Consider the following 26,928-nt stretch of genomic DNA (forward strand, 5'->3'; position numbering starts at 1 on the left):
GCCAGAATTACGCGACGGTTTGCGTGGTTCCGTTTTCATCCTGATCGACGGCGAAACAGGCAACCAGCTGGTCACCGTATTGTTTCAGCTGTGGCTGGAACTGCTTGCAGGTGCCGAACGCGCGGCGGCAGCGGGCGTTGAACGCGCAACCGGCTGGCGGGTTCAGCGGGCTTGGCAGCTCACCGGTCAGTTTGATACGTTCACGACGCTCGTCCGGGTTCAGACGCGGTGTGGCGGACAGCAGCGCCTGTGTGTACGGATGGCGCGGGTTGCTGAAGATGGCGTCTTTCGAGCCTTTCTCCACGCAGCGGCCAAGGTACATCACCATCACTTCGTCAGCGATATGTTCCACAACGGACAAATCGTGAGAGATGAAGACGTAAGACAGCCCCAGATCCTGCTGCAAATCCATCATCAGGTTCAGCACCTGCGCACGCACGGAAACGTCGAGCGCAGAAACCGGTTCATCTGCGATCACCACATCCGGGTCCAGCATCAGGCCACGGGCGATAGCAATACGCTGACGCTGACCGCCGGAGAACATGTGCGGATAACGATCGTAGTGTTCGGTTTTCAGGCCGACTTTCGCCATCATCGCCAGCGCTTTTTCACGGCGTTCAGCGGCAGTCAGTTTGGTATTGATCAGCAACGGTTCTTCGAGGATCTGACCGACTTTCTTACGCGGGTTCAGCGATCCGTAAGGATTCTGAAACACGATTTGGATCTTCTGACGACGCAGCTTTTCCGCCGTGGCGTCAGGTTTCAGCAAATCTTGCCCGCGATAATAAAGTTCACCACCGGTCGGCACTTCGATCATGGTCAGCAAACGGCCCAGCGTGGATTTCCCGCAGCCGGATTCACCGACCACCGCCAGCGTTTTCCCGCGTTCGAGCGTGAAAGACACGCCGTCGAGCGCTTTGACGGTACGTTCCGGGGCAAACATCCCTTTCTTCACCGGGTAATGTTTTTTCAGGTCAATCGCATGCAACAGCGGCTGCGGTTGGGTGTTATCAGGACTCATAAGTAGGTCTCCCGGCATCATCCAGCGGATAATGGCACTTCGACTGACGCCCGTTCGCGAGGTCACGCAGCGCAGGTTCTTCTTTACGGCAACGGTCAGTTGCATACGGGCAGCGCGGGTTCAGCAGACAGCCGTTCGGGCGGTCATATTTGCCCGGCACCACGCCCGGCAATGACTGCAAGCGGGCTTTATCCGCCGCAAATTCCGGCAAGGAACGCAGCAGCGCCTGCGTGTACGGATGGCGCGGCGCACGGAAAATCTCCGTGGCTTTGGCCGATTCCACCACCTGACCGGCGTACATCACGATGATGTGATGCGCAGCTTCCGCCACCAGCGCCAGGTCATGGGTGATGAGCATCAGCGCCATGTTTTCTTTCTGTTGCAGCTCAAGCAGCAGCTCAATAATCTGCGCCTGAATGGTCACGTCGAGCGCGGTGGTCGGCTCATCGGCAATCAGCAATTTTGGACGACAGGCGATCGCCATCGCGATCATCACACGCTGGCTCATCCCGCCGGAAAGCTGATGCGGATATACGTCGAGACGCGAAGCCGGATCAGGAATACCGACCAGATTCAGCAGGTCGATGGTGCGCTGACGGCGGGTCTTTTTGTTGCCACCCTGATGCACCTTGATGGCTTCCATAATCTGGAAACCGACGGTGTAACACGGGTTCAGGCTGGTCATCGGATCCTGGAAAATCATCGCGACTTCCGCACCGACAATCTGACGGCGCTCTTTCTCGCTGATCCCCTGAAGATTACGACCACCAAACTCCAGCTTTTCCGCCATCACTTTGCCAGGGAAGTCGATAAGCCCCATCAGCGCCAGTGAACTGACCGATTTACCGGAGCCGGATTCACCGACAATCCCGACCACTTCGCCCTGCTTCACGCTGTAACTGATACGGTCTACAGCGCGGAACGGCGTACCTTCGTCACCAAAGTGAACGGAGAGTTTGTCCACGGTCAGCAATGTTTTACCGACCTGAACGTCATTCGTTAATGTTGTTTCCATCTCCAACCCCTTACTGCTTGAGTTTAGGGTCGAGGGCATCACGCAGGCCATCACCCATCAGGTTAAATGCCAGTACCGTCAGCAGAATGATCACACCGGGGAAGGTCACGACCCACCAGGCACTTTGAGCAAACTGTAAAACGTCAGACAACATGGTGCCCCACTCCGGCGTTGGCGGCTGTGCGCCCATGCCGAGGAAGCCCAATGCGGCCATATCGAGGATGGCGTTGGAGAAGCCGAGCGATGCCTGAACAATCAGCGGCGCTAAGCAGTTAGGTAAAATATTGATGAACATCTGGCGCGCAGCACCGGCACCGGCGACGCGCGACGCGGTCACGTAGTCACGGTTCACTTCCACCAGCACCGCCGCGCGGGTTAAGCGGACGTAGTGCGGCAGGGCGACGAACGTCAGCGCCAGCGAGGCGTTGACTATCGACGGGCCGAAGATCGCCACCAGCACCAGCGCCAGCAACAGGCTTGGCAGGGCCAGCATGATATCGACCACACGCATGATGATGGCGTCCACGATACCGCCGTAGTAACCGGCAAACAGGCCGAAAACCACGCCGAGAACCAGGGAAAGCACCACCACCAGACAACCGACCAGCAGCGACAAACGCGCGCCGTACATCAGACGCGAGAGAATATCGCGGCCCACGTCGTCAGTGCCCAGCAGGAATTTCCAGCTGCCGCCTTGCATCCAGACCGGCGGGCGCAGCAACGCATCGCGGAACTGTTCAGCCGGCGCATGCGGGGCAATAACGTTCGCGCCAATCGCCAGGATCAGCATGATGATGATATAAACCAGACCGGTGACGGCCCCTTTATTACGCTTGAAGTAGTGCCAGAATTCGCGCAAAGGCGGCATCGGCGCTGGCGCAGCCGTCACTAACTCGTTAGCGACTGGCTCAGTGGTTTGAGACATTGTGCGCCCCTTATTTCTTGTGGCGAATACGCGGGTTAACCACGCCGTAGAGTACGTCTACCAGCAGGTTAACCACGATGATCAGAGTAGCGACCAGCAACACCCCGCCCTGCACAACCGGATAGTCGCGGCGCTGGAGTGCGTCGATCAGCCACCGGCCAAGACCTGGCCAGGAGAAGATGGTTTCCGTCAGGATGGCGCCGCCCAAAAGCGTACCGACCTGCAAACCGATGATGGTCACCACCGGCAACAGCGCATTACGCAAGGCGTGAATGACGATCACCCGCATACGGCTGACGCCTTTGGCGCGCGCGGTACGGATGTAGTCTTCACCCAGCACTTCCAGCATGGAAGAACGGGTCATACGCACAATCACCGCCAGCGGAATGGTGCCCAGAACGATGGCGGGTAAAATCATGTGCATCACGGCATCCACGAAATCACCCGGTTCGCCCCAGAACAGCGTGTCGATCAGCATAAAGCCAGTCAGCGGCAGGCTCTCATCGAGGAAGACGGTATCGCTTATTCGCCCCGATACGGGCGTCAGATTCCAGTGCACAGAGACCAGCATAACCAGCATGATCCCCCACCAGAATATGGGCATTGAATAGCCGGTCAGCGATATTCCCACGGCCGTGTGGTCGAATATCGAACCCCTTTTTACTGCCGCCAGCACCCCGACAGGAATACCGACAATGATCGCAAAGATCATCGCGCAGATACCCAGCTCCAGCGTGGCTTTAAAGCGCGGCACAAATTCCTGCCAGACAGGCGTGCGGCTTTTTAATGACGTGCCCAGGTCGCCGTGAAGCACCCCGTTCACATAATGGAAATATTGTTGATAAAGAGGCTTGTCGAGCCCCATATCTGCCATTAACTGGGCATGACGCTCGGGGGAAACACCGCGCTCGCCTGCCATAATGGTGACCGGGTCGCCTGGTATCATGTGTACGAAGGCAAAAGTCAGCAAAGTAATGCCGATAAACGTTGGGATAACTAACCCCAAACGTCGGAGTATGAACTGCAACATATCCCGTACTCTCTGTATAAAATGCCCGGAGAACCGTAGCGCTCCGGGCTTATTAGTAGCTCACAAAACTCTTAACAGGTGGATTCAATAGCGAAGCGCTATTACTCCATGCTTACGTTTTCGAAGTGGTGTTTGCCCAACGGATCAACGACATAGCCTTTGACTTCTTTACGAACAGGTTCGTACACGGTGGAGTGAGCGATGATCAGCGCAGGTGCCTGGTCATGCATCACAACCTGAGCCTGCTGGTAAAGCGCAGCACGTTTAGCGTGATCAGATTCAGCACGGGCTGGCTGGATCAGATCTTCAAACGGCTTGTAGCACCAGCGGGAGTAGTTGGAACCGTCTTTTGCTGCGGTACAGCTGAACAGGGTGGCGAAGAAGTTGTCCGGGTCCCCATTGTCGCCGGTCCAGCCCATCATCACAGACTGGTGCTCACCGTTTTTCGCACGCTTGAGGTATTCGCCCCACTCGTAAGTCACGATGTTGGCTTTCACGCCAATTTTCGCCCAGTCGGACTGGATCATTTCAGCCATACGGCGTGCGTTCGGGTTGTACGGACGCTGTACTGGCATTGCCCACAGATCGATAGTGAAACCGTCTGCGTGACCCGCTTCTTTCAGCAGTTCTTTGGCTTTTACCGGATCATACGGGTAATCCACGATGTCTTTGTTGTAGCCCCACATTGTTGGTGGGATCAGGTTCTTAGCGGGCTGACCAGCGCCCTGATAAACCGCGTCGATGATGGCTTTTTTGTTCACAGCCATGGTCAGTGCCTGACGCACTTTCACTTCATCGAGTGGTTTTTTCTCAACGTTGAAGGACAGATAACCCACGTTCAGACCTGGCTGCTGCATCAGGTTGATGGTTTTATCTTTCTTCATTGCCGCGATATCAGCCGGATTCGGGTACGGCATCACCTGGCATTCATTTTTCTGCAATTTCGCGTAACGCACAGACGCGTCAGGCGTGATGGAGAAGACTAAACGGTCGATCTGCGGCTTGGTGCCCCAGTAGCCGGGGAAGGCTTTGTAGAGAATACGGGAATCTTTCTCGTATTGCAGAAGCTGGAACGGACCGGTACCGATAGGATTGAGGTCAACTTTCTCAGGGGTTTTCGCTTTCAGCATGTTGTCAGCGTATTCCGCAGACAGAATGGAAGCGAAGTCCATCGCCAGGTCAGCCAGGAATGGAGACTCTGGGCGGTTCAGGACGAACTGCACGGTGTTGTCGTCCACTTTCACGATCTTGTTGATCAGATCGCCCATGCCCATACCTTCGAAGTATTCGTAACTGCCGCCGGAAACGCCGTGGTAAGCGTTGTTTTTATCCAGCTGGCGTTCGAAGGAGAAGACGATGTCGTCCGCATTCAGATCACGGGTCGGTTTGAAGTCCTTGCTGTCCTGCCATTTCACGCCTTTGCGCAGATGGAAGGTGTACGTTTTGCCGTCGGCGGAAACGTCCCACTTCTCTGCCAGACCAGGCTGGATTTCAGTGGTCCCGATTTTGAACTCAACCAGACGGTTGTAGATAGGCACGGAGCTTGCGTCATACGTGGTGCCGGAGGTGAACAACTGAGGGTTGAAGCCTTCAGGTGAACCTTCGGAACAATACACTAACGTTTTTGCCTGGACACTGGCCGCAACGGTCAGCGCAATCAGGCCCATACTGAATTTCAGTAGCCCCGACTTACCTAAAGAGATTGTCATCGCTTCTGCTCCATTGATGAATGGTGATGTGGATGTGTGTGTTGTGTTTTACAGCTCACGTCACCCTTTATTTTTATTTGCGGGTGACTGTGTTTGCTCGTGCGCTGCAATAAGTCCAACCAGAGCATGGTGAACTGCCATTTTTTTTCCTGCGTTCTGTAAAGTTGGCTTTACAAAACCTTACCGGAAATAATCACTGGTCTTCCTTGGGGCTATCAATTTGGCAACTCCTTCCCTTGACGTCAATATAACCATCAGGCATTTACACAGACTGTGAGTAACAGCAAACAAACATAAAAAAATATTTAATTAACGAATGCAGGATGAATGTTCAGTTCTGACCACCAATACCCACACAATCCTCTATGTAAAAGAATATTAATGGGGATTTAGCCCTTTTTTAAAGCTTAAAAATTTCTGGCTAAATGATGAATATATGAACGGTTATTTTTGAGATCAGGGTGAAAACCAGCGGAAAATGCTGGGAAGTGCGACAAACGGCGCTAACTCGTCAGGGAAAGAGTTTGCCTCTGTTCCCTGAAAAGCCCCCAAAATAGCGCAAATGCGCCATCGTGGTGCAGATGATTATCCATACAAATTCCGACTGTTTTTCCAGCATCATGACCGTATAGGGGGGAAATGGATTGAAACTAATATGTTAATGGTTTTTTAAACCTTGGCGTATTTCTTGCAAGCTTGCAAGACTGTGAAGCTTGTCACCCGTCAAAGGTTTTAGGATGGAACTGAAGTGGTTTGAAGATTTTCTCAGCGTCTCTCATTGCTACAGCTTCACGCGAGCCGCCAGTGAAAGAAACATCACACAGTCTGCGCTGAGCCGCCGCATCAGACAGCTGGAAGAATGGTTAGGTGTCCCGCTTTTTGATCGCAAAACCTACCCGATACGCCTGACGCCGGAAGGCGAAGACTTTCAGCAAACCGCTGCCGAACTGGTGGATTCAATGGCACAGTTGAGGAGTAATTTGCGGATCAGAGCGCATGAGAAGAAAGAAACGGTGTGATATTTGCGATGCGTTACGTATCAGCGAGGGAAGAAATCATCTGATTTTTCTTCGCACAAAACAAAAAGCCCGCAACCAGAAGGCTGCGGGCTTTTTGCTGTCTGAGGATTAACTGCATCATCAGATTGGGATATGGTCGGCGAGAGAGGATTCGAACCTCCGACCCACTGGTCCCAAACCAGTTGCGCTACCAAGCTGCGCTACTCGCCGAGTGGGGCGCATCTTACTGCGACGGTTTCAGAGCGTCAACGGCTTTTTAAAACTTAAATGCTGACTGACCATTAATCACCCGATACGCCGCTAAAATCGCCTAAAGCTTCTGTTCAGCCTGAGGTTTTGCGCACCAGTTATTCGCCGGGTTAATCCCACCGTCTGGCGAGGTATAGCCCAGACAACCCAAAATCGAATCGAATAACTCGACATGGCGTTTCTTTGCGCCCACCCGCTGCTGCGCCTGTAACTGCTCAAACGCCTGCTTATGGTCGGCCTGTTCAAGGAAACGGTCAGAGGCCCAGACGATCATCGGCACGCGGAACTGTTCCGGCGGCGCCATTTCACGCGGCGTGCCGTGCAGGTGCGAGTTCTCGTCGATGGATTCACCGTGATCGGCGGCATAAAACACCAGTGCTTTTTTGTCGCGCAGTTGATCAATCACGCTGTCAATAAAGGTATCGGTGTACAACACGCTGTTATCAAAGGCGTTGATCAGTTCTTCTTTGCTACAGGTGTTGCCCATACATTCCGGCGTATAACGGGCATAGCTGCGCGGATAACGCTGGGAATACATATAATGCGAACCTTTGGTATGCAAAATCACCAGGTGCTTGCCTTTGGGATAGTTCTTCAGCGATTCCTGTAATTCATTCACCAATAGCATGTCATCGACCGGTTTACCGTCGTTGCGCTTCTCAGAGGCGATGATTTCACGGAATGAGAAATTGTTGGTGTCCGCGTTATTGTAGAACCACAACTCGCTTTGCATTGCGAACAGCTCGGAAGTGAACCCTAAAGACTTCATCACGGCAAAGATATTTTGCTCTTTCAGCGTTCGCTGCGGGTTGTCTTCTGTCCCGCCTTCGCGGACAAACATGCAACGCAGCGAAAGCTTGGTCGCGGTGTCACAGGACGTTCCGCGAAAGGCCACCAGATTCTTTTCTTTCGACAAAAGTGGCGTGGTGTCGCGCTCGTAGCCCAAAATCCCCATGTGATCCCAGCGGGTCGTTTCGCCGATAATAAACACCACATAGGTATCGTCGATATCAGCTGGCGGCACATACGTGAACTCTTTGGCCGGATCCAGATAATTGCCTGCATCCTGGCTTTCATCCACCTGCGTATAGGCATACAAACCCAACGCCGCCAGCCAGTTAGACGGCAAATACGAGTGCGCGACAACGCCGCCGTAGCTCGGCAAATCAACGTTCGTTTTTTTCTCGTTGACGCTCTGCGCGTGGTCAAGCGACCGCAACGGCAGCCAGACCAGCAGAACCGTCGCCAGCATCACGCCCAGCGGAAGCAGCCGCTGCCCCGGCGTTTTAATCTGCTCAATCAGCGTCAGCCGCAGGTCATTTTTCCAGATCAGGACCAGCGGTAAAGCACTGACCAGCACCATCCAGATGAACAGCGGTAATCCGATGATTTCTTTGCTCAGATCGACATCTGTGGTCATCACGGACGCTACGATGCCGTAGCCGATCACCACATTGAACATCATCATGTAATAACTGGCGGCGACGGAAATCAGCACCAGTAAACTGGCTACTACGCGGAAAAAAATTTTTCCGCCGAGCGACAGCAAACGCAGCACGAAGAAGGTAAACAGGACGATGGCGCACACTTCCGTGATCGCCTGGATCAGCTCAGTTGACGTGAACTGATGGATCAACGCGGCGAAACGGCGCTGGAACACCGAGACGTTAAGGAAAATACCGATATAAATCGCTAACAATAAAGAGATATTTTGCTGCGATAGAGTCTTCACTCTATTCATGTAATTAGGATATCCGGAAAATTTTTGAAAGATTCGGAATCATTGTGACATGATTATATAAGACGAGTTCACAGATTATGCCGAGATTACGTTTATATACAAACTTCCGGAAAGTTCTGCGTCGGCCGTGCCTTGCAGGCGGGATGAGAACATTTTTGAATTCGTTTTAGCCACGAAAAAGGAGGCCGAAGCCTCCCCGAGATTTTCTTATTATTGTCTTACTTACAGCTCCCTGGTGAAGGCGCTGATTCTGCGTGTTATTTCACGTTAAGCGTCACGTCGATGTTGCCACGGGTGGCATTTGAGTACGGGCAAACCAGATGTGCTTTCGCCACCAGCGCTTCTGCTTCACTGCGTTCAAAGCCCGGCAGAGTGATGTCCAGTTGTACTTCAATCCCGTAACCGCCAGGAATTGCGCCAATACCGACTGCGCCTTCAATTTTTGCATCCGCAGGGATTTTGATTTTTTCCTGCGCGGCGACCGCTTTCAGTGCGCCGAGGAAGCAGGCGGAATAACCGGCTGCGAACAATTGTTCAGGGTTAGTCCCGCCGCCCAGGCCGCCCATTTCTTTTGGCAAACCCAGCTTAACGTCCAGAATGCCATCATCAGATATCGCACGACCATCACGACCACCGGTTGCAGAGGCATGAGCACGATATACAACGTTTTCAATAGACATGTTTGGTTCCTTTTCGATCAGAGTGAGTAGGGAAAATGCTTAAATTTATTATGCGATTTAATCGCACACTACTTATTTGCCACACACAAACGGATTGAAAAACGTTGTCTTCCGCTCCGTTTGTTGAATCATTCTTCTCAGGCTTTATCCTGAAGATGGCCGCGCAGCACTTCAAGTTGCTGTTTGAGCGAAATAATTTCGTCCATATTGCATTCTGTGGCACAAAAAATCGCTTCAGGAATACTTTGTGCTTTTTCGCGTAATGCTTTGCCTTCAGGGGTCAGGGTGATAATCACCTGACGTTCATCGGCTTTCGCACGCTGACGAATCAGCAAACCGGCCACTTCGAGACGCTTTAACAACGGCGTTAACGTCGCGGAATCCAGAAACAGCTTTTCGCCGATATCAGAAACCGTCACTTCATCACGCTGCCAGAGAACCAACATCACCAGGTATTGCGGATAGGTGAGGTTTAGCTGTCCGAGCAGTTTGCGGTACACCTTATGCAGCGCAAGATTCGCGGAGTAAAGGGCGAAACACATCTGTTGATCAAGATGTAGCATGCTGCTGTGTGTTAAGTCGGTGTCTGTTTTCGTCTTCATGCTTTCAATATATATAGTGCACGATATTATCGCAAGCGCTTTTAATGATTATTCTCTCAAAAACCGATCTTTTTAACGTATCCCCTTCAAAATACTTCAATTTTTTTCAGCATATACGGATAGAAAGGATTGGAGGAAACGCGCATCAGCTGATCCATACTCACCACCAGCGCGCCATTTTCACCCCGCGCAGCCAGCGTCCCCAGGTGAATACCGAACTGCGCCGGGCCTTGCGGATTGCGCCCGTACAGCGAATCATCCGTTGGGAAAGGCAACGCGACGTGCGATAACGAATAGAATTCAGAAGGATAATTCAGCCCCAGCGGGCTGCTGCTGACCGTGGTTTGCGCCGCCAGCGTGGTTTGCGCAATCGCAGCGGCCTCATCCGGTGAAGCGTTAGTGATAATCGTTGTCTGATACGCGCGCGGAGGCGCAGGCAGCAGGCGTTCAACGGCAGTTTCCGCCGCAGGCCGCAGCAACGGGCCAACGTAAGCGCTGCGGTTGATATCAAACAACACCAGCTGGCTGCCGTTGGCGGGAAGCTGATTAAATAATGCGGTGACCACCGCGCGGGTGCTGACGGTGGAATCAATCACCGACTGGAAAGCCAGCAGCGGCGGCAACTGCGTCAGCTTACCGGACTGCGCATCCTCGCTGATTTGCTGTTGCAAAGCTTGCGTGAGCAGATAAGACTGTCGCGCCGCTTTCACCGGGAAAGAATTGTATTTAAACGGATTAAATTCTGGCATCAGATTCAGCCAGGCGGTTTTGGCGAAGGCCGGAAAAATCGACGGCCAGCCCGCATAGCCGGCGAATCGCGCAAAACGGGTAACACCGATCATCGGAGAAATCAGGACCACACGCGTCGGGCGCACCAGCGATTTATCGTCCAGCGTATCCAGCGTGTACTTCATCGCCAGCGCACCGCCGTTGGAGAAACCGACGATCTGCAACGGCGCATTTTCACCCGCCACGCGATGCGCTTCTCTTACCGCCAGCCGCGTGGCCGCCAGCCATTGTTCCCAGTCAACGCGCGTCAGGCCGCCGGGCACGGTTCCATGCCCCGGCAAACGAATGCCTACCGCCACAAAACCACGGCGACGATAATCTTCTGCAATATGGCGCAGGCTGTAGGGCGAATCCGTCAGCCCGTGCAATAACACCACCGCGCCGACCGGTTTACCGTCAGGCATCAACTCATATGAGCGGTTCCAGTCCTGCGCAAAGTGTTCAGGATAAACCGGGCTGCGGTCGTAATACCGGTTCAGCGGAATACGGTCTTCAGCATCGAGCTTGTCCGTCACCTGCTGCTTCACTTCCACAAAAGCCTGTTGCTCGGCCCGTAAATACGCAGCCCAGTCGCTTTTATCCAGCTGTGACGCGCTCAGTTCATCAGGAACCAGTTTGTGCCACGGCTCCAGCGCCGGCCCCTGTAAGGCGTCGTAAGTGCGGACCGCTAACAAGGTCAGCACGATAAGGATAACCGCCAATAACAGTTTTTTCAGGCGTTCAAAGAGGTGACGGAATTGCATTAGTTTGTATTTTCCTAAGGCCAGTGCTGAGCGGTATGTACAAGTCTGACAATCTGAATTTCTGTTTCCGTGATGCAATAAACCATTCTGAAGTGCATATGCACTATGCATTCGCGCGTTCCGGCAACCCGCCCGGCAACGTACATATCCGGACGCAGGAAAATGCGTTCTGCGGCGGCATCAAACTCCTCATCCAGTTCAATGGCCGCATGCGGATGTGCTTTCGAGACATAGTTGAAAATATGCTCGCGATCCTCCAGAGCGTGTGGTTTCCATACCTGTTTGATCGTCATCCGTTACTTGTCCCGCCCTTTCAGCAATGCCTCTTTGCGGGCGGCAAACTGAGCTTTAACGTCTTCATGCGGGATGGCGGGACGCGGATCATCCAGTGATTCTTTAACTCTTTCGCGAAACCAGAGGTCAAAGGCCGTTTCGTCGAAAGCTGCCGCTTCATGGGCGCGTTTCAATGCAGCCGATCGGTCGGGCCGCGTTCCTTTACCGCTACCTTCAGGATCATAGTCGGTAATATCCACTTCAAACTGATTTATCCCCATGTCTTTAAGATAGGCTGCCAGCGTGTCGAAGCGCTTAAATACCCGTATTTTCCCACTGCGTTGTGCCACTAAGGTGCGCTGATGTTCGCCGTATCTGATCATTATTGTCCACCCTCCTTGTTGTGCAGTCACATTGAGATGACCAATCGCGCCTGCTTCTGCCAGACAAGCCAGTGTTGAATGGTCGATCGTTTCCTGTGTCATAAATTCGCTCACTTTTCTGCAAACAATAATAAATCATCGATTCAGACAACTATATACCGGTTCAATCAACAAACGGCTTTAATCTTATTCTTGCGAGACATCGCGCACAAAATCGCCCCATTTTTGTTCAGTTGCATTCCGTCCGTGGTGCAACAAATGAGCAACCCATTCGCCCGATAAATAATAAATCATTTAAAATCAATAAATAATGATGTGGCACAGCCCTTGCTTAGATGAATTCAATCTTGTGTACTAGATGGGATTCAAAACATGGCTTCAACTTCAGACTCTGTTACCTCGCCTTATCGCGGTTTTACGCTGCGGGAATGGCAGCAGCATTACCGCACCGCGCCGGACAGCCTGCGAACGACGCTTTCTCTGGTTTTGGGCAGCCTGAGTAAAGCCGATAATGCCTGGCTTTATCTCGCTACGGCGGAGCAGCTTGAAGCCCAGATCACCCGTCTGGAAACCCTGCGCAGTCAGGCCGGCGGATCACTTACCTCCCTGCCGCTGTTTGGCGTGCCGTTCGCCGTAAAAGACAATATTGATATCGCGGGCTGGCCAACCACCGCCGCCTGCCCCGCCTTTACCTATACCGCCGAAGCAGACGCCACCGTCGTCGCCCATCTGAAAGCCAAAGGCGCAATCGTCATTGGCAAAACCAATCTCGATCAGTTTGCGACCGGCCTGGTCGGCACGCGTTCACCGTTTGGCGCGGTGCGAAACACCTTTAACCCGCAATACGTCAGCGGCGGTTCCAGCTCCGGCTCCGCGTCGGTTCTGGCGCGCGGTCTGGTGGCATTTTCGCTGGGCACGGACACCGCCGGTTCCGGCCGTGTGCCCGCCGGTTTCAACAATATCGTTGGTCTGAAACCCACCAAAGGCTGGCTGTCGAACACCGGCGTGGTGCCAGCCTGCCGTCTCAATGACACCGTGTCTATTTTTGCCCTGACCGTCGCCGATGCGCAGGCCGTGGCGCACGCTGCGGGCGGGTTTGACGCCGCCGATGCGTATTCGCGCAAAAATCCGTACACCGCGCCGTTCTCGCTGCCGGTTCAGCCGCGTATTGCGGTGCCCGATCGTCTGGAATTCTTTGGCGATGCACTGGCCGAAGCCGCGTTCAGCGAGGCGCTTGAACGTCTGCGCCATCACGGCGTGACGCTGGAAACGATTGATTTCACGCCCTTCCGCGAACTGGCCGAGCAGCTGTATTACGGCGCGTGGGTAGCGGAACGTACGGTGGCCGTCGGGGCAATTTTTGAGGAAAGCCCGGAAGCGATGGATCCGGTGGTGCGCGGCATTGTCGCCAGCGGCCTGAATTACACCGCCTGCGATGCCTGGCGGGCGGAATATCTGCGGGCGGAACTGGCACGCAAAATCAATCTGGCGCTGGAAGGGTTTGATGCGCTGGTTGTGCCGACCTCGCCGACCATCCGCACGCTGGAAGAGATGGCGCAGGAGCCGGTGCTCTACAACTCGCAGTTCGGGATTTACACCAACTTCACCAATCTGGCGGATTTATCTGCGCTGGCGCTGCCTGCCGGAATGCGCGCCGACGGCCTGCCTGCCGGGATCACGCTGATCGCCCCCGCCTGGCACGACGATGCGCTCGCCAGTTTTGGCCGTCAGTGGCAGCGCAGCCTGAATCTGCCGCTCGGTGCCACCGGCCTGACGGTAAAACAGGAAGAATTCATGGTTTCCGTGCCGCTCAGCCCGGCGTGGGTGCGCGTCGCCGTGGTCGGTGCGCACCTGACCGGCATGCCGCTCAATTTTCAGCTCACCCGCCGTAATGCGGTTCGCGCAGAGCAAACCACCACCGCCGCCACTTATAAGCTGTATGCGCTCGCCAATACTACACCGCCGAAACCGGGGCTGGTCAGGGCGGAAGGCGGCAGCGCGATTATCGTCGAGCTGTGGGATATCCCGCTGGCACGCTTCGGGGAGTTCGTCGCGGAAATCCCGGCGCCGCTGGGCATAGGTTCGCTCGAACTGGCCGACGGCCGCACGGTGAAAGGCTTTATCTGCGAGCCGTGGGCCATTCCTGACGCCACCGACATCACCCATTTTGGCGGCTGGAGAAATTACATCCAGAGCCTCAATTCACCGGTAAAACGCTGAGGAGCCACGATGATGTTTACTAAAGTTCTGATCGCCAACCGTGGCGAAATTGCCTGCCGCGCGATCCGCACGCTGAAACGTCTGGGCATCGCCCCCGTTGCCGTGTATTCCGACGCCGACCGCAACGCGCCGCACGTCACGGATGCCGATATCGCCATCGCGCTCGGCGGCGAAAAGGCCAGCGAAAGCTACCTGATGATCGACAAAATTCTGGCCGCCGCGAAAGAAACCGGCGCGCAGGCGATTTATCCCGGCTACGGATTTTTATCCGAAAGCGCAGAGTTTGCCGACGCCTGTGAAGCCGCGGGCATCGCGTTTATCGGCCCGACCGCCGCGCAAATCCGCGAGTTTGGCCTCAAGCACCGCGCCCGTGAATTAGCCGGTGCCGCCAATGTGCCGATGACGCCGGGCACCGGTTTGCTCGACAGCATTGACCATGCGGTCACCGCCGCTGCCGAAATCGGTTATCCGGTTATGCTGAAAAGTACCGCAGGCGGCGGTGGCATTGGCCTGACGCGCTGCGACGACGAAGATGCGTTGCGCGCCGCGTGGGACAGCGTGAAGCGCCTCGGCGAACAATTTTTCCGTGACGCGGGCGTTTTCATCGAACGCTTTGTCGATCGCGCCCGGCATGTTGAAGTGCAGATTTTTGGCGACGGTAAAGGCCGCGTAGTGGCACTCGGCGAGCGTGACTGCTCGTTGCAGCGCCGTAATCAGAAAGTCGTGGAGGAAACGCCCGCACCCAACCTGCCGCAGGCCAGTCGCGAAGCATTGCATCGCGCCGCCGTACAGCTCGGCGAATCGGTGAATTACCGCAGCGCCGGAACGGTCGAATTTATTTATGACGCCGCGCGCGACGAATTTTATTTCCTCGAAGTGAATACCCGTTTGCAGGTCGAGCATCCGGTCACCGAAAGTGTCACCGGGCTGGATTTAATCGAATGTATGTTGCAAGTGGCCGCAGACGAACCGCTCAACTGGCCTGCGATGGAAAAAGCCCCGCAGGGCGCGTCGATGGAAGTACGAATTTATGCCGAAGATCCGCTGAAAAACTTCCAGCCAAGCCCCGGCGTGCTGACCGAAGTATTTTTCCCGCCAGACGTTCGTGTTGATGGCTGGGTTTCAACCGGCAGCGAAGTGTCGGCGTTTTATGACCCGATGATCGCCAAGCTGATTGTTCACGGCAAAGATCGTCAGGACGCGCTGGCAAAAATGTCTGCCGCGCTGGCCGCCACCCGTCTGCACGGCATCGCCACCAATATTGATTACCTGCGTCAGGTCGTCGCCACGCCGGTGTTCCGCGAGGGCGAAATGTGGACGCGGATGCTCGACAGTTTTGTCTACGCGCCAAACGCCATCGAAGTGATCGCGCCCGGCACGTACAGCAGCGTGCAGGATTATCCGGGGCGTCTGGGTTACTGGGATATCGGCGTGCCGCCGTCCGGGCCGATGGACGATTTTGCGTTCCGCCTCGCCAACCGCATTGTCGGCAATCATCTCGACGCCGCCGGGCTGGAATTCACGCTTCAGGGGCCGGTGCTGCGTTTTCATTGTGACGCGATTATCGCGCTGACCGGCGCATGCTGCCCGGCCGATCTCGACGGCGAAAGTGTCGCTTACTGGCAGCCGGTGCCGGTGAAAGCTGGTCAGACACTGACGCTGGGCCGCGCCACGCAGGGCTGCCGTACCTATCTGGCGGTGCGTAACGGTTTCGACGTACCGGTTTATCTTGGCAGCCGCTCAACCTTTGCGCTCGGGCAGTTCGGCGGTCACGCAGGCCGCACGCTGCGTGTCGCGGATATGCTGACCGTTTCGCAGCCGGAACTTGCCGCCTGCACCACGCCCGCGCCGGTGGATTTACCCCAAGCCGCTGCGGCCAATATCGTTCAGCATTACGGCGAACTCTGGAACATTGGCGTGCTTTATGGCCCGCACGGCGCGCCGGATTTCTTCACACAGGAATCTATTGAGACGTTCTTCGAATCCGAATGGCAGGTGCATTACAACTCCAACCGCCTCGGCGTGCGGCTGGTCGGCCCGAAACCGCAATGGGCGCGGCAGGATGGCGGCGAAGCCGGTCTGCACCCGTCTAACGTGCATGACTGCGAATACGCCATCGGTGCAATCAACTTCACCGGCGATTTCCCGGTCATTCTGACCCGTGACGGGCCAAGCCTCGGCGGTTTCGTCTGCCCGGTGACCATCGCCAAAGCTGAGCTGTGGAAAGTCGGCCAGGTCAAACCGGGCGATAAAATCCGTTTCCATCCGATCAGTTTTGAACAGGCGCTGGCGCTGGAACGGGCGCAGCAAAGCACGATAGATGCGCTGATGCCCGTCAATGCCATGGCGCTGCCGGTGCCGTCGCTGCTGCCGGACACCACGGTTTCCGCCACGGTTCTCGCATCCTTACCGGCCACAGCAGAACGCCCTTCGGTGGAATACCGTCAGGCGGGCGATGGCTACGTGCTGATTGAGTACGGCGATAACGTGCTGGATCTGGCGGTGCGTATGCGCATTTATCTGCTGATGAATGCCATCAGCGCGGCCGGTCAGGCAGGCATCGAAGAGCTGTCGCCGGGCGTGCGTTCGCTGCAAATCCGCTTCGACAGCCGCGTGCTGCACCAGACCGCGCTGCTCCGGCATTTACTGGCGCTCGAGCACAATCTGGCGGACGTCAGCCAGCTTAAAATCCCGACCCGCATCGTGCATATGCCGATGGCGTTTGAAGATTCCGCCACACTCGGCGCGGTTGAACGCTATCAGCAAACCGTGCGCGCCGACGCGCCGTGGCTGCCCAATAACGTGGATTTCATCCAGCGCACCAACGGGCTGGCCAGCCGCGAAGAGGTGAAAAAAATACTCTTCGACGCCAGCTATCTGATCCTCGGGCTGGGCGATGTGTATCTCGGCGCGCCTTGTGCGGTGCCGGTCGATCCGCGCCATCGCCTGCTCAGTTCCAAATACAACCCGGCGCGCACGTTCACCGCTGAAGGCACGGTCGGCATCGGCGGCATGTACATGTGCATTTATGGCATGGATTCGCCGGGTGGTTATCAGCTGGTCGGCCGCACGTTGCCTATCTGGAACAAATTCCTGAAAAACGAACAGTTCCAGAACGGTGAACCGTGGCTCCTGCATTTCTTCGATCAGGTGCGTTTCTATGAAGTCAGCGAAGCCGAGCTGGATATTGAGCGCGACGCTTTCCGCGAAGGCCGAGCGCAGGTTCGCATCGAAGAAACCGAGTTCGATTTTGCGCAATATACCCAATTCCTTGCCGACAACGCCGCCGATATTGCGCAATTCCGCACCCAGCAGGCCGAGGCATTCACCCGTGAAGTGGCGCACTGGCATGAAGCGGAAAGCACCGCCGTGGAAGCCGCCGCCAATGCCGTGCAGTTAGTGGAGGACGAGGCGGTTCAGGACGGGCAGTTAGTCAGCGCCGATCTCAACGGCAACGTCTGGAAAATTCTGGTGGAGCCGGGTCAGCAGGTCGAAGAAGGCCAGCCGCTGATTGTCGTCGAGGCCATGAAAATGGAGCTGTCCGTCAACGCGCCGTGCGCCGGTACGGTGTTGAAAATCAGTTGCCAGCAGGGCCGTCCGGTCGGGCCGGGCGATGCCTTGTTGTGGCTGGACGCAGCCGTTTAACGCCGTTCTGGCCGCGCAAAGCGGCTCAAAAATTCAGGGAATATTTTATGCAACTGACGGGCTCTAAATCTTCACGCAGCAAAAACCGGCCGGAAGGGCTGGCGGAACGGATTTACCAGCAACTCAAAGATGACATTTTCAGTTTCCGCCTGCTGCCGGGCGACAAGTTCAGCGAAAACGACATCGCCGATCGTATGGAAGTCAGCCGTACACCGGTTCGTCAGGCGCTGTTCTGGCTGGAGCGCGAAGGCTATGTCGAAGTGTTTTTCCGCAGCGGCTGGCAGGTGCGTCCGTTCGATTTCGACTTTTTCGAACAGCTTTATGACCTGCGCATTGTGCTGGAACTGGAAGCGGTGAAACGCCTGTGCGCCCTGCCACCTGAGGCACAACCGCTGCAACTGGCCGAACTGAAAGCGTTCTGGATTGACGAGCCCCGGCTCGAAGAGGGTCAGGTGGTTTCACGTTACGACGAAGAGTTTCACATGACGCTGGTGGCGGCGGCCGGTAACGCCGAAATGGCCCGCATCCACCGCGAACTGACGGAGAAAATCCGCATTATCCGCCGTCTGGATTTCACCAAAGACGAGCGCGTTAACGCGACGTACAAGGAACACGCGAGCATTTTGCTCGCCATCATTCAACAACAAACCGGGGAGGCGCAACGCCAGTTACATGACCACATTGCCGTCAGCAAAGCCGAGGTGCGCAAAATTACCCTGCATATGTTGCACCGGGCCAGGGCGGAGAATGACGAGGGCAACCCGTCATGACTTTTTTATCTTTTTTCGACTTAAGACAGTCCAGCGTTCTCTTTAATCACAGCGTTTTTTACAGAGGGTACATCTATGCAACGTCGACGTTTTATTAAAGCCTTTGCTCTGTCCGCCACCGTAGTCAGCATGGGATTAGCCTGGAGCGCGCAGGCTGCCGACACCATAAAAGTCGGCATTATGCATTCCCTTTCCGGCACCATGGCCATCTCCGAAACGCCGCTGAAAGACGTGGCGCTGATGACCATTGATGACATCAACGCCAAAGGCGGCGTACTGGGCAAAAAGCTGGAACCCGTGGTAGTCGATCCGGCGTCCAACTGGCCGCTGTTCGCTGAAAAAGCCCGCCAGTTACTGACGCAGGATAAAGTCGCCGTGGTGTTTGGCTGCTGGACGTCAGTGTCGCGTAAATCGGTGCTGCCGGTGTTCGAAGAGCTGAACGGCCTGCTGTTCTATCCGGTGCAGTACGAAGGCGAAGAGATGTCACCAAACGTGTTTTACACCGGCGCGGCGCCTAACCAGCAGGCGATTCCGGCGGTGGAATATCTGATGAGCGAAGACGGCGGCGCAGCCAAACGCTTCTTCCTGCTCGGCACGGACTATGTGTATCCGCGCACCACCAACAAAATCCTGCGTGCCTTCCTTCATTCTAAAGGCGTGAAAGACAGCGATATCGAAGAAGTCTATACGCCGTTCGGTTACAGCGATTATCAGACCATTGTGTCCAACATTAAGAAATTCTCCGCAGGCGGCAAAACTGCGGTGATCTCCACCATCAATGGGGATTCCAACGTGCCGTTCTACAAAGAGCTGGCGAACCAGGGCGTGAAAGCGACCGATGTGCCGGTGGTGGCGTTCTCCGTCGGCGAAGAAGAACTGCGCGGCATCGACACCAAACCGCTGGTCGGCGACCTCGCGGCGTGGAACTACTTCCAGTCCGTGGATAACCCGACGAACAAGAAATTCGTGGCCGAATGGAAAGCGTACGCCAAGGCTCACAAACTGCCAAACGCCGACTCAGCTGTGACCAACGACCCGATGGAAGCGACTTATGTCGGCATCCATATGTGGGCGCAGGCGGTTGAAAAAGCCGGGACGACGGATGTGGATAAAGTCCGCGCCGCCATGGCCGGACAGACCTTCGCTGCGCCGTCCGGCTTCACGCTGACCATGGATGCCACTAACCACCACCTGCACAAACCAGTGATGATCGGCGAAATCGAATCGAACGGTCAGTTCAACGTGGTCTGGCAGACCGACAAACCCATCCGCGCCCAGCCGTGGAGTCCGTACATTGCGGGCAATGACAAAAAGCCTGATACCCCGGTGAAAACGACGAACTAATAAGCACCTCCCCCAGCGAAGGGGGTTGAAGGATAAACCGGTCAGCTCCCTCCCCTGCGAAGGGGAGGGTTGGGGTGGGGTATTAATGGCAACGTTGAATCTTGAGTTGCCTGCTAAACCCCCTCCCAACCTCCCCCTTCGCAGGGGGAGGAGCAAATCAGCATCAACTTTTTGCGGCGAGAACATTATGAGAATCCTCATCAGGCCACTGCTTTTCCTGCTTTTCTGCCTGCCGTTGCTGGCGCAGGCCGGGGCGGCGAATGACTTTGCTGCCGCCAGCCGCAGCCAGCAAGCCGACTTATTACAACTATGGGCAGCGGATCCGCAGCCGGAAAGATTGCCGCTGCTCGAGGCGCTGAAGCAGGAAAATGTCGTCATCGACGAATCTAAACACGCGTTCATGCAAAACGGCGATCAGCTGACGCCGCTCGACGGCGACGCCAAACCGCAGGGCGACACTAAAAAAGTGTGGCTGAACAACCGTCTGCGCATTCTGATTGCCAATGCATTATCCGCGCACCGCCTGGTCAGCACCGACAGCGCCGTGCGTTTACAGGCCGCAAAATCCTTACAGCGCGACGCGCAGGCCGACCAGTTGTCGCTGCTGACCCGTCGTCTCGACGCGGAAAAAGACAGCGCGGTTCACGATGCGCTGGCTATCGCGCTGGCGAATTTACAGCTGAGCGACACTAATCCGCAGGTGCGCTTAAAAGCCGTGGAGCTGCTCGGAACATCCGGCGACCCGGACACGCAGGGCCGCCTGCAAAGCCTGACCGATCCGAAAACCGAAGCCGACGCCACCGTGCGCGCAGCGGCAGACATCAGCCTGAAAGCCGTTCAGCACCGCCTGCTGATTGGCGATTTGCTCGGACAGGCATTTACCGGTTTATCGCTCGGCTCGATTTTACTGCTCGCCGCGCTCGGACTGGCGATCACTTACGGCCTGCTGGGCGTAATCAACATGGCGCACGGCGAAATGCTGATGCTCGGTTCGTACTCGACGTACCTGGTGCAGTCGCTGTTTCAACATTACGCACCGGGCCTGCTGGCGATCTACCCGCTGGTCGCGCTGCCGGTGGCGTTTTTCATTACCGCCGGGATCGGCATGGCGCTCGAACGCACGGTGATCCGCCATTTATATGGCCGCCCGCTGGAAACATTGCTGGCAACCTGGGGCATCAGCCTGATTCTGATTCAGGGCGTGCGCGTGCTGTTTGGCGCGCAGAACGTCGAAGTCGCCAACCCCGGCTGGCTCTCCGGCGGCATTCAGTTATTGCCGAATCTGGTACTGCCGTACAACCGTATCGCCGTCATCATTTTTGTGCTGCTGGTGCTTGGCCTGACCTGGCTGTTGCTCAATAAAACGCGGCTCGGCATGAACGTGCGCGCGGTGACACAAAACCGCGCGATGGCCGCCTGTTGCGGCGTGCCGACCGGTCGCGTGGATATGCTGGCGTTCGGCCTCGGTTCCGGCATCGCCGGGCTGGGCGGCGTGGCGCTGTCGCAACTCAGCAACGTCGGCCCGGAACTCGGGCAGGGTTACATCATCGATTCATTCCTGGTGGTCGTGCTCGGCGGCGTCGGCCAGCTGGCGGGAACCGTCGTCGCGGCCTTTGGTCTGGGCATCGTGAACAAAATTCTTGAGCCGGAAATCGGTGCCGTGCTGGGCAAAATCCTGATCCTCGCGCTGATTATTCTGTTTATCCAGAAACGTCCTCAGGGACTCTTCGCCTTCAAAGGCAGGGTGATTGACTGATGAGCCAACCGTTAACCCTTACCGGCGTACAAAAAGCGCCAAAACTTGCGATTTCCGTGGGCACGCTGGGGCTGATTGCTCTGATTATCCTGCCGTTTCTGGCGCTGCTTCCGGCAGACAGCCCGCTGGCGATTTCCACTTACACGCTGACGCTGATCGGTAAAATCCTGTGCTACGCCATTGTGGCGGTCGCGCTGGATCTGGTCTGGGGCTACGCCGGTTTGCTGTCGCTCGGCCACGGCCTGTTCTTCGCGCTCGGCGGTTACGCAATGGGCATGTACCTGATGCGTCAGGCGGCGGGCAGCGGCCTGCCGGATTTCATGTCATTTCTGTCGTGGACTGAACTGCCGTGGTTCTGGGCCGGAACACAGCATTTCGCCTGGGCGTTATGCCTGATCGTTCTGGTGCCCGGCGCGCTGGCGTTTGTATTCGGCTACTTCGCCTTCCGCTCAAAAATCAAAGGCGTCTATTTTTCGATCATGACACAGGCGCTGACTTACGCCGGTATGTTGCTGTTTTTCCGCAATGAAACCGGTTTTGGCGGCAACAACGGCTTCACCGGTTTCACCACCCTGCTCGGCTTTCAGGTCACCGCGACCGGTACCCGCGTCGGATTATTTTTGATGACCGTTTTGGTGCTGGTCTTCAGTCTGGCGCTCGGCTTCGCGCTGGCACGCAGTAAATATGGCCGCGTGCTGACCGCCGTGCGCGACGCCGAAAACCGCCTGATTTTCTGCGGCTACGATCCGAAAGGTTTCAAACTGTTCGTCTGGACGGTTTCCGCCATGCTGTGCGGGCTGGCGGGGGCGCTGTACGTGCCGCAGGTCGGCATCATCAACCCCAGCGAAATGTCGCCAACCAACTCCATCGAAGCCGCCATCTGGGTGGCGCTCGGCGGGCGCGGCACGCTGATCGGCCCGATTATTGGCGCGGGCATCGTCAACGGCGCGAAAAGCTGGTTCACCGTCGCTATCCCCGAATACTGGCAATTTGTTCTTGGCGGCATGTTCATTCTGGTGACGCTGTTCCTGCCGCAAGGCGTGATCGGCCTGCTGCGCAAAAGGAAATCCTGATGACCATGGCCGGAGACTTGTTTACCCAGCCGCAGCGGGCGGATAAACACCGCGAACAGACCGATCCTATTTTGCAGCTGGAGAACATCAACGTCAGCTTTGACGGTTTTAAAGCGCTGACCAATTTGTCGCTGAACATCGGCGTCGGTGAGTTGCGCTGCGTGATTGGCCCGAACGGCGCAGGGAAAACCACGCTGATGGATGTGATCACCGGCAAAACCAAACCGCAAAGCGGACGCGTTTTTTACGACCAGCGAACCGATCTCACGAAGCTCGACCCGGTACGCATCGCGCAGTCCGGCATTGGCCGTAAATTCCAGAAACCGACGGTATTCGAAGCGCTGACAGTATTTGAAAATCTGGAAATTGCGCAGAAAACCAATAAATCGGTGTGGGCGTGTCTGCGCGCCAAAATGAACAGCGAGCAGCGCGACCGCATCGATGAAATGCTCGGCACGCTGCGCCTCACGGCGGAACGCCATCGCCCGGCGGGATTGCTGTCCCACGGCCAGAAACAGTTTCTGGAGATCGGCATGTTGCTGGTGCAGGAGCCGCATTTGCTGCTGCTCGATGAACCGGCGGCGGGCATGACTGACGCCGAAACCGAATACACCGCTGAGCTGTTCAAACAGCTGGCGGGCAAACATTCGCTGATGGTGGTCGAACACGACATGGGGTTTGTGGAAACCATCGCCGATCACGTCACCGTGCTGCATCAGGGGCAGGTACTGGCCGAAGGCTCGCTGCGCGATGTGCAGGCCAACGAGCAGGTTATCGACGTTTATTTAGGGCGCTGAGGCTTTTTTCGAGGAAAAACACGCATGCTGGAAGTGAATGAACTGAATCAGTTTTACGGCGGTAGCCACATTCTGCGCGGCCTCTCCTTTGACGCAAAAATCGGCGAAGTCACCTGTCTGTTGGGCCGCAACGGCGTGGGCAAAACGACGCTACTGAAATGCCTGATGGGGCTGATCCCGGCAAAATCCGGCACCATCAGCTGGCAGGATAAGATTATCAATTCCCGCAAACCGCACCAGCGGGTGCAGGCGGGCATTGCTTATGTCCCGCAGGGACGCGAAATTTTTCCGCGCCTGACGGTAGAGGAAAATCTGCTGATGGGACTTTCGCGTTTTTCCGGCAGCGCCGCAAAACAGGTGCCCGACGAAATCTATCATCTGTTCCCGATCCTGCTGGAAATGAAGCACCGGCGCGGCGGTGATTTGTCCGGCGGCCAGCAACAACAGCTGGCGATTGGCCGGGCGTTAGCCTGCAAACCCGGCCTGCTGATCCTCGATGAACCCACCGAAGGCATTCAGCCTTCCGTCATCAAAGAAATCGGCGCGGTGATCAAACAGCTCGCCGCCAAAGGCGACATGGCGATCCTGCTGGTCGAACAATTCTACGATTTCGCCGCCGAACTCGCCGACAGCTATCTGGTGATGTCGCGCGGCAGTATCGTGAAACGCGGACGCGGGGAAGATATGGAAGCGGACGGCGTGCGCGGGCTGGTGGCAATTTAAGGGTTTGAGAACCCTTGTTTTAGTGGCCGTTATGCATCAAAGCCGTTCACCCGCCAATATCATGCGCCAGCGTTTGCCTGAGCCTGATGTGGAATACCAGAGCACACCGCAGGAATAACAGAAACAAAAAAGCCGCGACTCAGCGCGGCTTTTGCTTTCAGGCGTAATGGAAAACCATTAGCTCCTGATTTTACGGTAGATAAACAGAACCACCAACGCACCGATCACGGCGACAACGAAGCTGCCGAAGTTGAATCCGTCTACGCGGCCAAAGCCGAAGAAAGTACTGATGTACCCCCCGATAACGGCACCGACAACACCCAGAACCACGGTCAGAATAAACCCGCCGCCGTCTTTGCCCGGCATGATCCACTTAGCCAGAATACCGGCGATCAGACCAAAAATAATCCAGGATAAAATTCCCATTTTCGACTCCTCCGAATGAATTTCCGTTACCGTGAATATTGTTCAGCAAAGTCAGCCAAACAAAAGCAGAACAACTCAGGTTCTGCGAGCCGGATGCGTTTTCCACACAAACAGCCCTCTTCTTGCACTACATCTAAAGTCTAGCACTGTTTGCACAAAACCGCCCAAAATCAGCAGGAAGGGAAGAAACGCAGAGAAATCTAAGGCTGTTTCAGGCTGTGTCAGCACGAATGCGGTTTCGTCAGGCACCCGCATCTGGACGTAAAATTGCGTAAAAAGTAGACCAAATTTTTTGAATGAGATACTCAAATCAATCCGTTTTTCATCCGCCGCTGTCAGGCCTATTATGCATCCATCGAAAGGCAAACACCTTTCACTCACACAAACCTGAATGGAATACATATCATGAAAAACGTCAAAATTTTTGCTGTAGCTGCAACCCTTTCCCTGATTTCCTTCGGCAGCTTCGCGGCTCAGCAGATTAATCAGCCCTCAGGCGACATGCAGAAAATCGGTGTGATTTCCGCCGCTAACTCCACCACCCTCGGCGGCCTGGAAGCGAAACTGTCACAGCAGGCTAAAGAAGCCGGTGCTTCTTCTTACCGCATCATCTCCGTGACCGGTAATAACAAACTGCACGCTGACGCTGAAATCTACAAATAATCGCCACGCAAAACGGTAGCCCGATAAACCCGCTTAAAAAGCCTGTGGAAGCACATCTTCCACAGGCTTTTTGTTTTTCTGACGATTGGAAACTTCCTGAGTGATTGACTATTCTCATTTTTCCCCAGGAAAAAGGAAAAATGTCATGAAGACCCGACTCAGCCATGCCCCGACCGAAGACGATATCGCTGAAATCAAAGCCGGTCTGCGCAGTTTCAACAGAAACTTCATTCCGCAGCCGAAATTTCGCGAGTTAGGGATTTTTGTTGAAGATGAAAACGGCCTTAAACAAGCAGGGATTGTGGCTGAAACTATCGGCCATTGGATGTACATCCAGATGCTGTGGGTCGATGAGTCGTTACGCGGTAAAGATGTGGGCACGCAGCTGATCCGCGAGGCCGAAGAAGAAGCACAGGCGCGCGGCTGCCGGTATTCGCTGGTCGATACGTTTAGTTTTCAGGCGCGGCCTTTCTATGAGCGCATGGGTTATGCGACGCAGATGACGCTGGAAGATTACATCGCCGATTCGCGCGCGCCGGAAGATGCACCGTCAACACATACCCGCTATTTTCTGACGAAGAAACTGCTCTGACTTTTCCGCGCAGCACGAATTTTCTTCCTGCTGCGCGCTGTCATTATTTCGCAGATAACGCTAACCATTCTAAAACTGATGCCCGCTGCCATTGCGTTTCGGCGTAAGCCGCCAGTTTTTCCGGCATCGTATCGCCGTTCAGACGCAGGCGGTTGAGCATCAGCGCCAGATCCACATCCGCAATACTCCATTCGCCAAATAAATGTTCTTTATCTCCCAGCAAACGCTCTGCCGCCGCATACAATTTTTCGGCAGCCTGCTCTCCGCTGGCGGAAAGTGCCGGGCGTTTCTCACCGGCAAACACGATTTCCGTCGGACGCTCCGCGCGAATGGGCATCAGATCACTGCGCAGCCATGCCTGAACTTCACGGGCTTTGGCGCGATTTTCCGGGTCTGACGGATAAATAGCCGGGAACGTCGGCGCAGGGAAAAGCGCTTCGACGTATTCATCAATCGCGGACGATTCGGACAGAACAAAGGTGCCGTTGGTTAATGTCGGTACGCGACGGGTGACCGAAATCGCCGAATAAGATTCTTTCAGGTTATCCGCCTGCGCCAGATCGACGGTTTCCAGCTCAAAAGGAATGCCTTTTTCGGTCAGCGCCACGAAAGCGGACATCACGTAAGGGCTGAAATAATCGGCATCGGAATACAAAATCAGCGAAGGCTGGCTCATGGCGAACTCCTGAAAAATAAAACGAAAGGATAAAAAACATAGCGCAGAATCAGGGGGATGTCGT

General features: G+C 55.5%; 23 protein-coding genes, 1 tRNA gene and 1 pseudogene. 11 read left to right on the plus strand and 14 right to left on the minus strand.

Going from position 1 to position 26,928, the window contains the following annotated elements; genetic code table 11:
- Nucleotides 1-7: 7 nt before the first annotated feature.
- From dppF to dppA, 5 genes are all read right to left on the minus strand, one after another.
- The gene (gene dppF, locus ACM5QY_RS03945; protein WP_104923792.1) at nucleotides 8-1,021 is read right to left on the minus strand and encodes a dipeptide ABC transporter ATP-binding subunit DppF; all 1,014 of its coding nucleotides are present in this window, start codon (nucleotides 1,019-1,021) and stop codon (nucleotides 8-10) included.
- Nucleotides 1,011-2,036, minus strand: coding sequence for a dipeptide ABC transporter ATP-binding protein (gene dppD / locus ACM5QY_RS03950; protein WP_095923948.1), 1,026 nt, complete (start codon nucleotides 2,034-2,036; stop codon nucleotides 1,011-1,013). The genes dppF and dppD overlap by 11 nt, the downstream gene beginning before the upstream one ends.
- Before the next feature lie 10 nt (nucleotides 2,037-2,046).
- On the minus strand, nucleotides 2,047-2,961 hold the full coding sequence (gene dppC / locus ACM5QY_RS03955; RefSeq protein WP_104923794.1) for a dipeptide ABC transporter permease DppC: 915 nt from the start codon (nucleotides 2,959-2,961) through the stop codon (nucleotides 2,047-2,049).
- A gap of 10 nt (nucleotides 2,962-2,971) precedes the next feature.
- A complete protein-coding gene (gene dppB, locus ACM5QY_RS03960) occupies nucleotides 2,972-3,991 on the minus strand; it encodes a dipeptide ABC transporter permease DppB (RefSeq protein ID WP_416119305.1) in 1,020 nt (339 codons plus the stop codon).
- A 101-nt stretch (nucleotides 3,992-4,092) separates the two neighbouring features.
- On the minus strand, nucleotides 4,093-5,700 hold the full coding sequence (gene dppA / locus ACM5QY_RS03965; RefSeq protein WP_416119306.1) for a dipeptide ABC transporter periplasmic-binding protein DppA: 1,608 nt from the start codon (nucleotides 5,698-5,700) through the stop codon (nucleotides 4,093-4,095).
- A gap of 737 nt (nucleotides 5,701-6,437) precedes the next feature.
- Between dppA and ACM5QY_RS03970 the strand changes: the two are divergent.
- Nucleotides 6,438-6,716, plus strand: a pseudogene (locus ACM5QY_RS03970) (LysR family transcriptional regulator); the annotation flags it as partial.
- 136 nt (nucleotides 6,717-6,852) lie between these two features.
- Here ACM5QY_RS03970 and ACM5QY_RS03975 read toward each other — a convergent pair.
- The 7 genes from ACM5QY_RS03975 to ACM5QY_RS04005 all read right to left on the minus strand — a co-directional run bounded on the left by ACM5QY_RS03975 (nucleotide 6,853) and on the right by ACM5QY_RS04005 (nucleotide 12,281).
- Nucleotides 6,853-6,929 (minus strand) — tRNA-Pro (locus ACM5QY_RS03975).
- Nucleotides 6,930-7,029: 100 nt separating this feature from the next.
- Nucleotides 7,030-8,709: a kdo(2)-lipid A phosphoethanolamine 7''-transferase gene (eptB, locus tag ACM5QY_RS03980; RefSeq protein ID WP_416119307.1), complete on the minus strand. Its 1,680-nt coding sequence runs from the start codon at nucleotides 8,707-8,709 to the stop codon at nucleotides 7,030-7,032.
- A gap of 257 nt (nucleotides 8,710-8,966) precedes the next feature.
- The gene (locus ACM5QY_RS03985) at nucleotides 8,967-9,389 is read right to left on the minus strand and encodes an organic hydroperoxide resistance protein (RefSeq protein ID WP_416119309.1); all 423 of its coding nucleotides are present in this window, start codon (nucleotides 9,387-9,389) and stop codon (nucleotides 8,967-8,969) included.
- A 137-nt stretch (nucleotides 9,390-9,526) separates the two neighbouring features.
- The gene (locus tag ACM5QY_RS03990) at nucleotides 9,527-9,991 is read right to left on the minus strand and encodes a MarR family winged helix-turn-helix transcriptional regulator (protein WP_416119310.1); all 465 of its coding nucleotides are present in this window, start codon (nucleotides 9,989-9,991) and stop codon (nucleotides 9,527-9,529) included.
- A gap of 86 nt (nucleotides 9,992-10,077) precedes the next feature.
- Nucleotides 10,078-11,523 carry an alpha/beta hydrolase gene (locus ACM5QY_RS03995; RefSeq protein WP_416119312.1) on the minus strand — a complete coding sequence of 482 codons (1,446 nt, stop codon included), beginning with the start codon at nucleotides 11,521-11,523 and terminating at the stop codon, nucleotides 10,078-10,080.
- 14 nt (nucleotides 11,524-11,537) lie between these two features.
- Nucleotides 11,538-11,816: a type II toxin-antitoxin system RelE/ParE family toxin gene (locus ACM5QY_RS04000; RefSeq protein ID WP_416119313.1), complete on the minus strand. Its 279-nt coding sequence runs from the start codon at nucleotides 11,814-11,816 to the stop codon at nucleotides 11,538-11,540.
- Between the two features lie 3 nt (nucleotides 11,817-11,819).
- Nucleotides 11,820-12,281, minus strand: coding sequence for an antitoxin PaaA2 family protein (locus tag ACM5QY_RS04005; RefSeq protein ID WP_416119315.1), 462 nt, complete (start codon nucleotides 12,279-12,281; stop codon nucleotides 11,820-11,822).
- A 270-nt stretch (nucleotides 12,282-12,551) separates the two neighbouring features.
- Between ACM5QY_RS04005 and atzF the strand changes: the two genes are divergently transcribed.
- The 8 genes from atzF to urtE all read left to right on the plus strand — a co-directional run bounded on the left by atzF (nucleotide 12,552) and on the right by urtE (nucleotide 24,507).
- The gene (gene atzF, locus ACM5QY_RS04010; RefSeq protein ID WP_416119316.1) at nucleotides 12,552-14,399 is read left to right on the plus strand and encodes an allophanate hydrolase; all 1,848 of its coding nucleotides are present in this window, start codon (nucleotides 12,552-12,554) and stop codon (nucleotides 14,397-14,399) included.
- Nucleotides 14,400-14,411: 12 nt separating this feature from the next.
- A complete protein-coding gene (gene uca, locus ACM5QY_RS04015) occupies nucleotides 14,412-18,044 on the plus strand; it encodes an urea carboxylase (protein ID WP_416122811.1) in 3,633 nt (1,210 codons plus the stop codon).
- Nucleotides 18,045-18,091: 47 nt separating this feature from the next.
- Nucleotides 18,092-18,814 carry a GntR family transcriptional regulator gene (locus tag ACM5QY_RS04020; protein ID WP_416119317.1) on the plus strand — a complete coding sequence of 241 codons (723 nt, stop codon included), beginning with the start codon at nucleotides 18,092-18,094 and terminating at the stop codon, nucleotides 18,812-18,814.
- A 75-nt stretch (nucleotides 18,815-18,889) separates the two neighbouring features.
- The gene (gene urtA, locus ACM5QY_RS04025) at nucleotides 18,890-20,158 is read left to right on the plus strand and encodes an urea ABC transporter substrate-binding protein (RefSeq protein WP_416119318.1); all 1,269 of its coding nucleotides are present in this window, start codon (nucleotides 18,890-18,892) and stop codon (nucleotides 20,156-20,158) included.
- Nucleotides 20,159-20,345: 187 nt separating this feature from the next.
- Nucleotides 20,346-21,914: an urea ABC transporter permease subunit UrtB gene (gene urtB, locus ACM5QY_RS04030; protein WP_416119319.1), complete on the plus strand. Its 1,569-nt coding sequence runs from the start codon at nucleotides 20,346-20,348 to the stop codon at nucleotides 21,912-21,914.
- Complete coding sequence (gene urtC, locus ACM5QY_RS04035; protein WP_416119321.1) at nucleotides 21,914-22,987, plus strand: urea ABC transporter permease subunit UrtC; 1,074 nt, start codon at nucleotides 21,914-21,916, stop codon at nucleotides 22,985-22,987. The genes urtB and urtC overlap by 1 nt, the downstream gene beginning before the upstream one ends.
- Entirely contained in the window at nucleotides 22,987-23,784 is a 798-nt protein-coding gene (urtD, locus tag ACM5QY_RS04040; RefSeq protein WP_416119322.1) for an urea ABC transporter ATP-binding protein UrtD, read from the plus strand. Before urtC ends, urtD begins: the two co-directional genes overlap by 1 nt.
- Nucleotides 23,785-23,808: 24 nt before the next feature.
- Entirely contained in the window at nucleotides 23,809-24,507 is a 699-nt protein-coding gene (urtE, locus tag ACM5QY_RS04045; RefSeq protein WP_416119323.1) for an urea ABC transporter ATP-binding subunit UrtE, read from the plus strand.
- 177 nt (nucleotides 24,508-24,684) lie between these two features.
- Here urtE and ACM5QY_RS04050 read toward each other — a convergent pair whose 3' ends face one another.
- Nucleotides 24,685-24,933, minus strand: a complete 249-nt coding sequence (locus ACM5QY_RS04050; protein WP_416119324.1) for a GlsB/YeaQ/YmgE family stress response membrane protein — start codon at nucleotides 24,931-24,933, stop codon at nucleotides 24,685-24,687.
- A gap of 405 nt (nucleotides 24,934-25,338) precedes the next feature.
- On the opposite strand from ACM5QY_RS04050, the gene bhsA reads away from it, so the two are divergent.
- Together bhsA and ACM5QY_RS04060 are read left to right on the plus strand one after the other, a co-directional pair.
- Nucleotides 25,339-25,596, plus strand: coding sequence for a multiple stress resistance protein BhsA (bhsA, locus tag ACM5QY_RS04055; protein ID WP_416119325.1), 258 nt, complete (start codon nucleotides 25,339-25,341; stop codon nucleotides 25,594-25,596).
- A 145-nt stretch (nucleotides 25,597-25,741) separates the two neighbouring features.
- Complete coding sequence (locus tag ACM5QY_RS04060) at nucleotides 25,742-26,188, plus strand: GNAT family N-acetyltransferase (RefSeq protein WP_416119327.1); 447 nt, start codon at nucleotides 25,742-25,744, stop codon at nucleotides 26,186-26,188.
- Between the two features lie 43 nt (nucleotides 26,189-26,231).
- Here the strand turns inward: ACM5QY_RS04060 and yfcF are convergent, their stop codons facing one another.
- Complete coding sequence (gene yfcF, locus ACM5QY_RS04065) at nucleotides 26,232-26,864, minus strand: glutathione transferase (protein ID WP_416119328.1); 633 nt, start codon at nucleotides 26,862-26,864, stop codon at nucleotides 26,232-26,234.
- Nucleotides 26,865-26,928 lie beyond the last annotated feature (64 nt).

The organism is Rahnella sp. PCH160, assembly GCF_047784855.1.
Classification (GTDB): domain Bacteria; phylum Pseudomonadota; class Gammaproteobacteria; order Enterobacterales; family Enterobacteriaceae; genus Rahnella.

Bases quoted from the DNA above. Each gene is read 5' to 3' on its own strand.
- dppF (WP_104923792.1), bottom strand. From the start codon at position 1,021: ATGAGTCCTGATAACACCCAACCGCAGCCGCTGTTGCATGCGATTGAC.
- dppD (WP_095923948.1), bottom strand. From the start codon at position 2,036: ATGGAAACAACATTAACGAATGACGTTCAGGTCGGTAAAACATTGCTG.
- dppC (WP_104923794.1), bottom strand. From the start codon at position 2,961: ATGTCTCAAACCACTGAGCCAGTCGCTAACGAGTTAGTGACGGCTGCG.
- dppB (WP_416119305.1), bottom strand. From the start codon at position 3,991: ATGTTGCAGTTCATACTCCGACGTTTGGGGTTAGTTATCCCAACGTTT.
- dppA (WP_416119306.1), bottom strand. From the start codon at position 5,700: ATGACAATCTCTTTAGGTAAGTCGGGGCTACTGAAATTCAGTATGGGC.
- eptB (WP_416119307.1), bottom strand. From the start codon at position 8,709: ATGAATAGAGTGAAGACTCTATCGCAGCAAAATATCTCTTTATTGTTA.
- ACM5QY_RS03985 (WP_416119309.1), bottom strand. From the start codon at position 9,389: ATGTCTATTGAAAACGTTGTATATCGTGCTCATGCCTCTGCAACCGGT.
- ACM5QY_RS03990 (WP_416119310.1), bottom strand. From the start codon at position 9,991: ATGAAGACGAAAACAGACACCGACTTAACACACAGCAGCATGCTACAT.
- ACM5QY_RS03995 (WP_416119312.1), bottom strand. From the start codon at position 11,523: ATGCAATTCCGTCACCTCTTTGAACGCCTGAAAAAACTGTTATTGGCG.
- ACM5QY_RS04000 (WP_416119313.1), bottom strand. From the start codon at position 11,816: ATGACGATCAAACAGGTATGGAAACCACACGCTCTGGAGGATCGCGAG.
- ACM5QY_RS04005 (WP_416119315.1), bottom strand. From the start codon at position 12,281: ATGACACAGGAAACGATCGACCATTCAACACTGGCTTGTCTGGCAGAA.
- atzF (WP_416119316.1), top strand. From the start codon at position 12,552: ATGGCTTCAACTTCAGACTCTGTTACCTCGCCTTATCGCGGTTTTACG.
- uca (WP_416122811.1), top strand. From the start codon at position 14,412: ATGTTTACTAAAGTTCTGATCGCCAACCGTGGCGAAATTGCCTGCCGC.
- ACM5QY_RS04020 (WP_416119317.1), top strand. From the start codon at position 18,092: ATGCAACTGACGGGCTCTAAATCTTCACGCAGCAAAAACCGGCCGGAA.
- urtA (WP_416119318.1), top strand. From the start codon at position 18,890: ATGCAACGTCGACGTTTTATTAAAGCCTTTGCTCTGTCCGCCACCGTA.
- urtB (WP_416119319.1), top strand. From the start codon at position 20,346: ATGAGAATCCTCATCAGGCCACTGCTTTTCCTGCTTTTCTGCCTGCCG.
- urtC (WP_416119321.1), top strand. From the start codon at position 21,914: ATGAGCCAACCGTTAACCCTTACCGGCGTACAAAAAGCGCCAAAACTT.
- urtD (WP_416119322.1), top strand. From the start codon at position 22,987: ATGACCATGGCCGGAGACTTGTTTACCCAGCCGCAGCGGGCGGATAAA.
- urtE (WP_416119323.1), top strand. From the start codon at position 23,809: ATGCTGGAAGTGAATGAACTGAATCAGTTTTACGGCGGTAGCCACATT.
- ACM5QY_RS04050 (WP_416119324.1), bottom strand. From the start codon at position 24,933: ATGGGAATTTTATCCTGGATTATTTTTGGTCTGATCGCCGGTATTCTG.
- bhsA (WP_416119325.1), top strand. From the start codon at position 25,339: ATGAAAAACGTCAAAATTTTTGCTGTAGCTGCAACCCTTTCCCTGATT.
- ACM5QY_RS04060 (WP_416119327.1), top strand. From the start codon at position 25,742: ATGAAGACCCGACTCAGCCATGCCCCGACCGAAGACGATATCGCTGAA.
- yfcF (WP_416119328.1), bottom strand. From the start codon at position 26,864: ATGAGCCAGCCTTCGCTGATTTTGTATTCCGATGCCGATTATTTCAGC.